The organism is Bradyrhizobium sp. th-b2, from assembly GCF_000426785.1.
Lineage (GTDB): Bacteria > Pseudomonadota > Alphaproteobacteria > Rhizobiales > Xanthobacteraceae > Bradyrhizobium > Bradyrhizobium septentrionale.
In genome coordinates this window covers 18,422-29,356 of the sequence record NZ_AUGA01000033.1, presented here as the reverse complement: position 1 = coordinate 29,356, position 10,935 = coordinate 18,422, and the positions used below count along the sequence as shown (strand labels likewise).

General features: G+C 65.8%; 9 protein-coding genes. 5 read left to right on the top strand and 4 right to left on the bottom strand.

Features of this window, described 5'->3' with window-relative positions; genetic code table 11:
* Positions 1-9 precede the first annotated feature (9 nt).
* Complete coding sequence (locus K359_RS0131220; protein WP_029082838.1) at positions 10-1,095, bottom strand: COX15/CtaA family protein; 1,086 nt, start codon at positions 1,093-1,095, stop codon at positions 10-12.
* Positions 1,096-1,285: 190 nt separating this feature from the next.
* On the opposite strand from K359_RS0131220, the gene K359_RS0131215 reads away from it, so the two are divergent.
* Positions 1,286-1,495: a DUF2842 domain-containing protein gene (locus tag K359_RS0131215; protein WP_029082837.1), complete on the top strand. Its 210-nt coding sequence runs from the start codon at positions 1,286-1,288 to the stop codon at positions 1,493-1,495.
* Here K359_RS0131215 and K359_RS0131210 read toward each other — a convergent pair.
* The gene (locus tag K359_RS0131210; RefSeq protein ID WP_035977448.1) at positions 1,492-2,520 is read right to left on the bottom strand and encodes a polysaccharide deacetylase family protein; all 1,029 of its coding nucleotides are present in this window, start codon (positions 2,518-2,520) and stop codon (positions 1,492-1,494) included. The two genes, K359_RS0131215 and K359_RS0131210, sit on opposite strands and share 4 nt — an antisense overlap.
* Positions 2,521-2,701: 181 nt before the next feature.
* On the opposite strand from K359_RS0131210, the gene K359_RS0131205 reads away from it, so the two are divergent.
* Complete coding sequence (locus tag K359_RS0131205; protein WP_029082835.1) at positions 2,702-3,895, top strand: GNAT family N-acetyltransferase; 1,194 nt, start codon at positions 2,702-2,704, stop codon at positions 3,893-3,895.
* An 18-nt stretch (positions 3,896-3,913) separates the two neighbouring features.
* On the opposite strand, the gene K359_RS0131200 is transcribed toward K359_RS0131205, so the two are convergent.
* Positions 3,914-4,843: a LysR family transcriptional regulator gene (locus K359_RS0131200; protein ID WP_029082834.1), complete on the bottom strand. Its 930-nt coding sequence runs from the start codon at positions 4,841-4,843 to the stop codon at positions 3,914-3,916.
* A 364-nt stretch (positions 4,844-5,207) separates the two neighbouring features.
* Here K359_RS0131200 and K359_RS0131195 point away from each other — a divergent pair, with 364 nt between their 5' ends.
* Positions 5,208-6,545: an MFS transporter gene (locus K359_RS0131195; RefSeq protein WP_029082833.1), complete on the top strand. Its 1,338-nt coding sequence runs from the start codon at positions 5,208-5,210 to the stop codon at positions 6,543-6,545.
* A gap of 9 nt (positions 6,546-6,554) precedes the next feature.
* Here K359_RS0131195 and K359_RS0131190 read toward each other — a convergent pair whose 3' ends face one another.
* Positions 6,555-8,891 carry an exopolysaccharide transport family protein gene (locus K359_RS0131190; protein ID WP_029082832.1) on the bottom strand — a complete coding sequence of 779 codons (2,337 nt, stop codon included), beginning with the start codon at positions 8,889-8,891 and terminating at the stop codon, positions 6,555-6,557.
* Positions 8,892-9,067: 176 nt separating this feature from the next.
* On the opposite strand from K359_RS0131190, the gene K359_RS0131185 reads away from it, so the two are divergent.
* Both K359_RS0131185 and K359_RS0131180 read left to right on the top strand, forming a co-directional pair.
* Positions 9,068-9,694 (top strand): polysaccharide biosynthesis/export family protein, encoded by a 627-nt coding sequence (locus K359_RS0131185; RefSeq protein ID WP_051346504.1) that lies wholly within the window; start codon positions 9,068-9,070, stop codon positions 9,692-9,694.
* A gap of 3 nt (positions 9,695-9,697) precedes the next feature.
* Entirely contained in the window at positions 9,698-10,831 is a 1,134-nt protein-coding gene (locus K359_RS0131180) for a glycosyltransferase family 4 protein (protein WP_029082830.1), read from the top strand.
* Positions 10,832-10,935 lie beyond the last annotated feature (104 nt).

Here is a 10,935-nt window from a genome sequence, read left to right as displayed (position 1 = left end):
GTTGAAGGATCAACCGGCCTGGCCGACCGGAACAAGGGTCGGCTGGTCCCGCTCGGTGCGGCGCACCGCGAAGCGCTCGGCCTGCAGCACCGCGAGCGTCAGCACGACGATCGCAACCGCCTGATGCGTCAGCGCCAGATCGATCGGCACCTGATGCAGCAGCGTCAGGATGCCGAGCGTCGCCTGCAGCGTGATCGCCGCAACCAGCCACCAGGCACCCGCGATCACCGCACCACCGGCACGCGCGCGCACGGCATCGATCGCATGTGCGATCGCCAGCGCGAACAGCAGATAGGCGGTCATGCGATGCTCGAATTGCACCGTCAGCGTGTTGTCGAACAGGTTGCGCCACCACGGCGTCTCGAACCAGAGACGGTCAGCCGACGGAATCAAGCCGCCGTCGATCTCGGGCCAAGTGTTGTAGACCCTGCCCGCGCGCAGGCCCGCGACCAGCGCGCCGAAATAGAGCTGCACGAAGGTCAGCACCAGCAGCACCGCACTTGTGATCTTCAGCCTGAGCGGCGCGATCACGGACGGACGATCGGTCAGCCGCCGCAGCGTCCAGACGATCGCCGTGAAGATCAGCAGCGCCAGCACCAGGTGCGTCGCCAGCCGATATTGCGACACCTCGAGGCGCTCCGAGAGCCCGGACGCGACCATCCACCAGCCGACGCCGCCCTGCAGCGCGCCGAGGCCGAAGATGATCCACAGCCGCCGGCCGAGCTCGCCGCTCACCGCGCCGCGCCACAGGAAATACAGGAACGGCAGCAGATAGGCGGCGCCGATCACCCGGCCGAGCAGCCGGTGGCTCCACTCCCACCAGAAAATCGTCTTGAACTGATCGAGCGTCATCCCGGCGTTGAGCTCGCGGTATTGCGGGATGGTCTTGTAGCCCTCGAAGGCCTGCGTCCACTGCGCCTCGGTCAGCGGCGGCAGCGCGCCGGTCACCGGCTTCCACTCGACGATCGACAGGCCGGACTCGGTGAGCCGCGTGGCACCGCCGACCAGCACCATCAGCACGATCAGGGCGGCAACCGCGAGCAGCCAAATCCTGACGGCGCGGAGCTGCGATGTCTTTGCGGAAATACCGGCCATTTCGCCCTGACTTGATTGGATTTTCGCGCCCCTTATAGTCCGCCCTATCAGCGGCGCAAGCGCCGCCCGAAGCCTCGTTCCGATACATCGGAGCGAAGCTCTGGAATGTTGTTTTGACGCGTTTTCTTGACGCGAACCGGTGTCCACTTCGCTCGAAAACGCTCTGAATCACGAGTCATACATATCCGCCATGGCCATACGCACCCGCAAATTGCTCGGAACCATCGCCCTGCTCATTCTGGTGGTGGTGTGGTCGCTGCTTGGCATGACGATCGCCCAGACCCCGTGGCTCGCCAATTCGGGGCTGCTGCAGGCGATCTTCTACGTCGTCGCGGGGCTTGGCTGGGTGCTGCCGGCGATGCCGATCGTCTCCTGGATGTCGCGGCCCGACCGCGCCTAGATCGCGCTCTGGTCGCGGGCATGCCGCGTCGGCTGCACCGGCGGAAACATCATGCCCGACAGCAGCACCCGCATGATCCGCAGCGAGCGCACGCGGCCGTCCCAAGCGATCCGCGGCAGCGCATGGAGGTTGGTGCGGCCCTGCGCCTCGACGACACCTGATATGGTCGACGCCGCGCTGGCAAAGCCGGCCTCCTCGGCCATCACCACATGCGGACGGCGGAACGCGTCGCGGTCCCCGAACGGATACGCGAAATGCGGGACCGGCCGCCGCAGCGCGCTCTCGGCCACCGCCTTTCCCATCGCCATCTCGCGCTGCGCATCGGCATCCCGGAGATTCGACAGAACGGAATAGTTCACCGTGGCGCTGCCGAACGTCACGTTCGGATCGGCCGCAAGCTTCGCCATATCCTGCCAGTCGAGCGAGGCGCTGCGTGACAATTGCGCCGCGTCGGCCGCATAGCGCCGGCCGAGATCATTCACCGCATACGACAAATCCGACGGCGGCAGCTTGCGCAGCCAGCCGGACAGAAAGTCGAACAGCTCATACTTGTCGGACAGCGTCGAGACCCCGAAGCGCCGTTCCCTGCCGTCGATGACAAGGCTGATGCGGCTTTCGCGCGCGATGATGTCCTCGAGCGCCAACCACCACGCGACGCCCACGCCATCGGGAAAAGCGGTCGGCAGATAGAGCGTGAAGGGCACGCCGTGCCGGGCGAGCACGGGATAGGCATGCGTGACGATGTCCTTGCTGGCGCCGTCGAAAGTCAGGCAGGCAAAGCGCCGGCGCTCCGGCAAGGTCACCGCGCGCCGGCAGGCCTCCTCGATCCCGACGATGTCGTAGCGCCAACGCTTCAGCGCACGGATCGTGCGATCGAGGAAGACCGGCGTGATCTCCTGCGACCTCAGTGGTTGGAACCGGGCCCGGCGCGCGGGGCGGACGCGCGCGAAGCGCAGGATCACTCCTGCGCCGCCGGCCTCGCGCTCGCGCAGGCGGAAGGCGCCGCTGAAATACGCGAGCTCCATCCGGGCCCGTCGCAAAATCCCGTTATCCGGCGCCAAGATCCCCGCCTCTGTCCGGCGGTACCCACGCCCCGCCAAGAACCCCGCTGAGGCATTGTTATTACTCTTTGTTGACATTTCCCTGCGAAGGTCGGCCCCAGCCGAGAACTGTAAATTAATACCTTAAAAAATTTTGGGTTCCGAGATGACCATGGCGGCGGCAATTCAAGGCCAGACTGCAGGGACGCAAACATGGCCGAACGCAATCCGCGTCGCCGGCGTCGATATCTTTCATGATCTCACGGCGGCCGAGGCGACCTGGCGCAGTCTCGAGACATCGCAACACTCCTACACGCCCTATCAGCGCTTCGATTTCCTCGCCAACTGGCAGCGTCAGGTCGGCGAGCGCGAAGGCCTGCGGCCCTTCATCGTCGTCGCCCATGACAGCGAACGCCGGCCGCTGCTGCTGTTGCCGCTCGCCATCGAGCAGCGCCTGGGCGCGAATTGCGCGAGCTTCATGGGCGGCAAGCACGCGACCTTCAACATGGCGCTGTGCGAGAAGGATTTCGCCGCCAACGCGACCGAGGCCGACGTCACGGCCCTGATCGGCTCGATCGCCGAACGGTCCCGCGCCGATGCGCTGGTGCTGTGCCAGCAGCCGCTACGCTGGCAGGAACTGCCGAATCCGCTGGCGCTGCTGCCGCATCAACCCTCGGTCAACGACTGCCCGCTGCTGGTGATCGAGCCCGGCGCCGCACCCGCGACACTGATCAGCAACTCGTTCCGTCGCCGCCTCAAGGGCAAGGAGCGCAAGCTGCAGCCATTGCCCGGCTACCGCTATCACGTCGCGGCCGACAGCGCCGACGTCTGCCGCCTGCTCGACTGGTTCTTCCGCGTCAAGCCGCAGCGCATGGCCGAGCAGAAGCTGCCGAACGTGTTCGCCGAGCCGGGTATCGAGCAGTTCATCCGCACCGCCTGCCTGGCGCCGCGCGGCGACGGCAAGGGTTATGCGATCGACATCCACGCGCTGGAATGCGACGAGGAAGTGATCGCGATCTTCGCCGGCGTGTCCGACGGCCATCGCTTCTCGATGATGTTCAACACCTACACGATGTCGGCCAATGCCAAGTTCAGCCCCGGTCTGATCCTGATGCGCGACATCATCGATCGCCATGCCGGCCAGGACTACCGCGCCTTCGATCTCGGCATCGGCTCGGACGAGTACAAGCGGCTGTTCTGCAAGGACGACGAAGCGATCGTCGACAGCTTCATTCCGCTCAGCCTGCGCGGCAAGCCGGCGGCCAGCGCATTGTCGGCCATCAACCGCGCCAAGCGCGCGGTGAAGCACAATCCGGCGCTGTTTGAGATCGCCCAGAACCTGCGCAGCATGTTCCGCTGAGGACGGCTGCGGCCGACGTCAGGCGGACGACGCCTGCCGGCCGCTCTCGACGCCAAGCCGCATCATCGCATCGAACACCAGCATCGCGGCCGGTGACAGCGCGCGCCTGCGCAGCTTGATCAGCCCGTAGCTCTCCAGCATCAGCTGGTCGCGGATGCGCAGCATCTTGAAGCGCTGCGGATCGAGCAAATCGAAGATCAGCAACGGCAACGGCACGATCGCATCGATCCCTGCAGCAATTCCGATCGATGCCGAGAAGGATTCCGTGTTGATCATGCGCTGCGGCGGCGCAATGCCCCGGCTATTGAACAGCCGCTCGAGCGCCTGACGCATGAAGGATTCCCGGGGCTGGGAGATCCATTGCAGGTCGACCGTATCTTCCAGATTGACGCTGTCGAGCGCGGCCAGCGGATGCTCGGCGCGAACCAGCAGGCCGGCCTGTTCGGCGCCGATCTCGTGATAGTCGAACTGCCCGGAATCGACGCCCGCGGGAATGCGCGCAACGACGAAATCCAACTCTAGCGCGAGAAGCCGCGCAACCAGCGGCGGGCTGGTGCTGACATCGAGCGAAATGTTCACCCGGTGCAATTTCTCGCCGAGATACTGCATGACGTCGACGACGAGGTCGATGCTGGGCTTGGCGACCGTTCCGACCGAGACCGTACCGAGCTCGCCCGACCTGTAACCGGCAAACTCATCGGTGACCCGGTCAAGGTCGGCCAGCACGCTCCGGCCGCCGCGGATCAGGATCGAGCCGTAGGCCGTGGGCTCGACGCCGCGCGCGGTCCGCTCGAACAAGGGAACCCGCGCCACCGCCTCGATCTCGGCCAGCATCTTGGATGCCGCCGACTGGGTGATGTTGAGGCGCTCGGCGGCCAGCTGCAGCTTGCGCTCGCTGTCGAGCGCCACCAGCAGGCGCAACTGGCGCAATTTCAGATTATTGATCACCGCTCGCCACCATCCTGCCCGGCCAGAGCCTTGTCCGTTCCGATCAAATCGGGACGGACAGGGCTCTAGATCCTATTTTGACGCGTTTTCCTGACGCGAACCGGTGTCCATCCCGGATCAAGTCCGGGACAGCCTTTCGCTGGAAAACGCTCCAGAGTTCCCGCGTTCATACCGCGGTGCATCATGACAGTTTCGCCGTGGCTCCATTCCCAAATGCCATTAGTCACGCGGCGGTCGATTACACAACAATGAATGCAATACTTGCAAGAAGACTTACAAGAGCAAGGCGACGGACCGCTGCGGCCGCACAAGGTGCCGCCCGGACAGCGCGGCCACCGTGCGCCGTATCGAAAAACCAGAAGGGATGGGAACGATGACCGACGATGTCGAGAAGCGCGCGATCGGGAAAATGATGCGGCGGCTGATTCCGTTCCTCATCCTGTGTTACTTCGTGGCCTACCTCGATCGCGTCAATGTCGGCTTCGCCAAGCTGCACATGAACACCGCGCTCGGGCTGAGCGAGGCCGCCTACGGGCTCGGCGCGGGACTGTTCTTCATCGGCTACTTCTTCTTCGAGGTACCCTCGAACATCCTTCTGGAGCGGTTCGGCGCGCGGCGCTGGATCGCCCGCATCATGATCAGCTGGGGCATCGTCTCGGCGGCATTCGCCTTCATCCCACAGATGTCCGCGGCGAGCGGCCTGTCGAGCGAGTGGATCTTCTACTTCCTGCGCCTGCTGCTCGGCGCCTGCGAGGCCGGCTTCTTCCCCGGCATCATCTTCTATCTGACGCTCTGGTTCCCGACGGTCTATCGGGCGCGCGTCATCAGCCTGTTCATGCTGGCGATCCCGATCTCGAGCATCATCGGCGCACCGATCTCGGGTCTGCTGCTCAATGTGTCGGGTGCCGGTCTGGGCGGGTGGCAGTGGCTGTTCATCCTGGAAGCGCTGCCGTCGGTGCTGGTCGGCTTCGCCGTTCTGGTCATGCTGCCCGACTTCCCGCGCCAGGCGACTTGGCTGCAGCCCGACGAGATCAAGTGGGTCCAGAACACGCTCGAGATGGAACGGCAGAAGAAGGAGGCGGTGGAGCACATCTCGGTGCTGCAGTCGCTCACCGATTCGCGGGTGCTGGCCTGCGCGCTGGTGTATTTCTGCCTCAACGCCGCAAGCTACGGCGTCGCGTTCTTCCTGCCGACTATCATCAAGGCGTTCGGCGTCACCGACACCCAAACCGGCCTGATCGCCGCCCTGCCCTTCGTGTTCGGCGCGATCGGCATGGTGCTGCTCGGCCGCCATTCCGACAAGACCGGCGAGCGGCGATACCATGTCGCCGGCGCATTGACGCTCGCCGCCGTCGGCATCGGCCTCGCCGGACTGGTCTCTAGTCCGGTGCTGATCATCGGCCTGCTCTGCATCGCGCAGATCGGCGTTTCGTCGGTGCCGCCGATGTTCTGGCCGATGCCGGCCAGCATCCTGAATGGCGCCTCGGCGGCGGCGGGCATTGCCGCGATCAACTCGCTCGGCAATCTCTCAGGCTTCGCCGGCCCGTTCGCCATGGGCTATCTGAAGGACCTGACCGGCGGGTTTACCGCAGGCCTGCTGCTGCTCGCGGTCGTCGGACTGATCGGCGCGCTGGTGACGATCCGGCTGCGGATCGATCCGGTGCTCGAACGTTCGATGCGCGAGCCGATGATGGCACACTGACGGTGGCGGTCAGGCCGCCACCACCCGCGGGCCAGCAACGACCGCTTCCGACGGCGCGCAGGGCTTGCTCAGCATCGTCACTTCGGAGAAGCCGACGGCCTTGAGCTGAGCGACCATGGACCGGCGCGCATCCTGCGCCATGGCGGCGTCGGGCACGACGACCGCCTGCGCTTTCGCGGTCAGCAGTTCGGCCGGCAGGTCGACGGCCGTGCCGGCGTCGAGCAGCACGTGGTCATAGACCCGCAGCAGCGCGTCGATCGCAAGCCCCAGCCGCGGCGACTGCAGATGGCTGCGATCGAAGCCCGGACGTCCGGCGCTGACGATCTGAACCCGCGACTGCCGGTCCTTGGTGATTATCTGCGCAAACGTCGCCTCGCCCTGCATCAGTTCGGCAAGGCCGGGTGCTGTGGGGTCGACGGTCGCCGCCGTCAGCACCGGCGAGGATGCGACCAGATCGACCACCACGACCTTGGCCTGACGCGCCATCAGACGCGCCAGCGTCAGCGCGGTCATCGTGACGCTCTCGCCGGCGGCCGGGCCGAGCACCGTGACCTTGTGGGCGGCGGGACCGGCCGCGACAAGGCGTTCGGCCAGTTCGTCGATCTCGTCGACGATCTCTGCGGGCGCAGGCTGCGGCGCGCTGAGGGCAGGTTCGTAAGCGGCCGTGGGTGCCAGAGGCAGTTCAGGCTCCTGTGGCAGCTGGGGTGCGAGCGGCGATTCGAACTCGGGTTCAGCCGGCAGCGTCAGTGCCGGCTCGTCCGCGGTCACGGTCTCCATGATCGGCTCGCGGCGCCTGATTACCGCGGCTGCCGGCGCGAAGGCACGGCCAACCGCACCGGGCGCCGAGATGCGCAGCAGCTCGCCGGTGATGATGATGCCTGATGACAGCAACAGCGTCGCCAGCGTCGCGATCAGCACGATCGGCAGCTTCTTCGGATAGGCCGGCGTGTTCGAGACCGTGGCGCGCGAGATGATGCGGCCGTCGGTCGGCGCGGCCTCGATATTCTCGCGTGAGGTCGCCTCGCGATATTTGGCGAGATAGGCTTCCAGCAGGTCACGCTGCGCCTTGGCTTCACGTTCCAGCCCGCGCAGCTGCACGTCCTGGCTGTTGCTCGACGACGCCTGCTTCTTCGACTGGTCCAGGCCCGCCTGCTGCGCCTGGACGCGGGCATCGGCGACGCGGGCATCGTTGTCCAGCGAGCGCGATATCTTGCCGGCCTCCTCGCGTAATTGCCGGTCGAGGTCGGCGATCTGCGCCTTCAATTCCTTGATGCGCGGATGGTTGTCGAGCAGCGTCGACGACTGCTCGGCGAGTTGTGCGCGCAGCGTGCCGCGCTGTTCGGCCAGCCGGCGGATCAGCTCGGAATTGAGCACTTCCGAAGCCTCGATCGGCTTGCCGCCCTGCAGCATCTCGCGAATCAACCGCGCCTTGGTCTCGGCATCGGCCTTCAGCGCGCGGGCATTGTTGAGCTGCGTGTTCAATTCACCCATCTGCTGGTTCGACAGCGGGATGTTGTTGGTGCCGACGAACAGGCTCGACTTGGAGCGGAATTCCTCGACCCGCGAATCCGCTTCCGCGACCTTGCTGCGCAGCTTGTCGATCTCGCCAAGCAGCCAGGTGCTGGCGGACTTGGCCTGGTCCTGCCGCGCTGCCTGCTGCAGCACGAGATAGCCGTCCGCGATCGAGTTGGCGACGCGCGCCGCAAGCTCGGGATCCTCCGACTGGAATTCGATCACCATGACGCGCGACTTGTCGACCGCGTAGGCCTGGAAGCGCTCGTAATAGGAATCGAGCACCCGCTCTTCCGGCGTCAGGCTGAACGGGTCACGGCCGATGCCGAACAGCGCCAGCAGCGATTTCAGCGGGGAAAAGCCCCGCAGCACCGGATCGAACTCCGGACGCTCGGCGAGCTTGTTCTTCTTGATGATGTCGCGCGCGAGATCGCGCGACAGCAGCAGCTGCACCTGGCTCGTCACGGCCTCGGCGTCGAGCGAGCTGCGCTCCAGGTCGCGCTCGCCGTTCGGGCGCAGGAAGGCGTTCTCGCGATTGTCGATCAGGATTCGCGCTTCCGACTTGTAGCGCGGAGTCACGATATTGACGGCGGCAAGCGACAGCGCGAACGCGAGGATGGTCGGCACGATGATCCAGCCGCGCTTGCGCGCCAGCGCGCGGCCGAGCACATGCAGATCGAGATCGGCGGCCTCGGACGGAGCCGCCGGCTTGTCGGGAGCAGGTTTCGGCGGGGCCGGCTTGACGCCGACCTCGTCGGCAACGGGCGCGGACTTCGGCAACGCCCGTTGCACGACGGCCTTTTCCTTGCCTCTACGCCAGAATGCAAAACGCATAACGAACTCCCGCGGACGCCGCGATTCCACCTCAATGGCCGCGATTACAGTCCATTAAGGTTGCTGCTGGGTTAATCGGCGCGGTTGACGGATATGGCCGCCGCCACCACACCGTCATTCTTTGTTAACCATGCGTGCCGTTAATCGGGGGCCGGTATTTTCTCGGGATTCCTGACATGCGCGATTTGCGCGCTCCCCTTGTTTGTCTGATTGCTGCGCTCGCGCTGTCGGGCTGCATGGGCCGGACGTCGCCGGTCGCCGGCGACCCCGGCCTCGATTCGATGGCCTATGCCCAGCCGCCCTTCGCTACTCCCGTGGCCTATGCCGAGCCCGCGCCGCCGCAAGGCGGCTATAATCTCGGCCCCGGCGACAAGCTCCGCGTCGTGGTCTATGGCCAGGAAGGCCTGACCAACTCCTATGCGATCGGCGCGGCTGGCGCGATCACCATGCCGCTGATCGGTTCGGTGCCGGCGCGCGGCCGGACGCCTGCGGGGCTCGCCGCCGAGATCACCGCGCGGCTGCGCAACGGCTTCATCCGCGAGCCTTCGGTGGCGGTCGAGATCGAGTCCTATCGGCCGTTCTTCATCCTCGGTGAAGTCGCAGCCCCCGGCCAATATCCCTATGTGCCCAACATGACGGTGGAGAGCGCGGTCGCGATCGCCGGCGGCTTCTCGCCGCGCGCCAGGCGCGACCAGGTCACCCTCACCCACACCGATGCATCGGGCGCGGGCCGTTTCGTCGTGCCGCTGGGCACGCCGCTCGGCCCCGGTGACACCGTGTTCGTCGGCGAACGCTGGTTCTGATCGATGGCACAGAATCAGGAACAGCCGCTGCGCATCCTGCATGTCGTCCGCGCCCCGGTCGGCGGCATCATTCGTCACATCCTCGATGTCGCCAACGGCCAGATCGAACGCGGCCATCATGTCGGCATCGTCGCCGACAGTCTGACCGGCGGCGCGCGTGCCGACGCGGTGCTGGCCGAGATCGAGCCACGCCTCAAGCTCGGCGTCCACCGGGTGGCGATACGCCGCGAACCGCGCTTCGCCGATTTCATGGTCTGGGCGCACATCGCCGGCCTGATCCGCAAGCTGAAGCCCGATGTCGTGCACGGCCATGGCGCCAAGGCCGGCGCCTATGTCCGGCTGCGGCGGCGGTCGGACAAGGTGATCCGGGTCTACACGCCGCATGGCGGCTCACTGCATTACCCGCTCGACACCTGGAAAGGCCGCTTCTACAGCCAGCTCGAGCGCACACTGATGAACAGCACCGACCTGTTCCTGTTCGAGAGCGCGTTCGCCCGCGACACCTATCAGCGGACCGTAGGCAAGCCGGCGGGCCTCGTGCGCTGCGTCTTCAACGGCGTCACATCAGAGGAATTCGAGCCGGTGCCCAGGGCCGACGACGCCACCGATGTGGCCTATGTCGGCGAGTTCCGGCGCATCAAGGGCGCCGATCTCCTGATCGACGCGGTGGCGAAGCTGCGCGCCGACGGCAAGCCGGTGACGCTGACGCTCGGCGGCGACGGCGAGGAGTTCGAGCGGCTCAAGGAGCAGGTGAAGCGGCTGTCGCTTGGCGATGCCGTCCGCTTCATCGGCCACGTCAAGGCGCGCTTCGGTTTCTCCAAGGGCAGCCTGCTGGTGGTTCCCTCACGCGGCGATTCGATGCCTTACGTGGTGATCGAGGCGAGCGCGGCCGGTGTTCCGATGATCGCCGCCAATGTCGGCGGCATCCCGGAGATCTTCGACACCCTCAGCGACGCCCTGTTCACGCCCAGCAATGCCGCCGCGATGGCCGACGCCATCAAGGCCGCTCTCGACAATCCCACGGCGACCGCGGCGCGCGCGCAAAAACTGCGTGAGCGGATATCCGAACATTTCTCGCAGAGCGCGATGGTCGAGGGCGTGCTGGCCGGCTACCGCGACGCATTTGCCAAACGTTAACCACTTCTTGCACACGTAACCGTTTCTTCCGATTTGTCCCCTTAAGTCACGTCCAGGGGAATTTCGCTGCGGCGCGCGGATGCCCATCTGCATGCGCAGGAATG

Excerpts from the sequence above, each read along its gene's own strand:
- K359_RS0131220 (WP_029082838.1), bottom strand. The coding sequence starts at position 1,095 with ATGGCCGGTATTTCCGCAAAGACATCGCAGCTCCGCGCCGTCAGGATT.
- K359_RS0131215 (WP_029082837.1), top strand. The coding sequence starts at position 1,286 with ATGGCCATACGCACCCGCAAATTGCTCGGAACCATCGCCCTGCTCATT.
- K359_RS0131210 (WP_035977448.1), bottom strand. The coding sequence starts at position 2,520 with ATGGAGCTCGCGTATTTCAGCGGCGCCTTCCGCCTGCGCGAGCGCGAG.
- K359_RS0131205 (WP_029082835.1), top strand. The coding sequence starts at position 2,702 with ATGACCATGGCGGCGGCAATTCAAGGCCAGACTGCAGGGACGCAAACA.
- K359_RS0131195 (WP_029082833.1), top strand. The coding sequence starts at position 5,208 with ATGGGAACGATGACCGACGATGTCGAGAAGCGCGCGATCGGGAAAATG.
- K359_RS0131190 (WP_029082832.1), bottom strand. The coding sequence starts at position 8,891 with ATGCGTTTTGCATTCTGGCGTAGAGGCAAGGAAAAGGCCGTCGTGCAA.
- K359_RS0131185 (WP_051346504.1), top strand. The coding sequence starts at position 9,068 with ATGCGCGATTTGCGCGCTCCCCTTGTTTGTCTGATTGCTGCGCTCGCG.
- K359_RS0131180 (WP_029082830.1), top strand. The coding sequence starts at position 9,698 with ATGGCACAGAATCAGGAACAGCCGCTGCGCATCCTGCATGTCGTCCGC.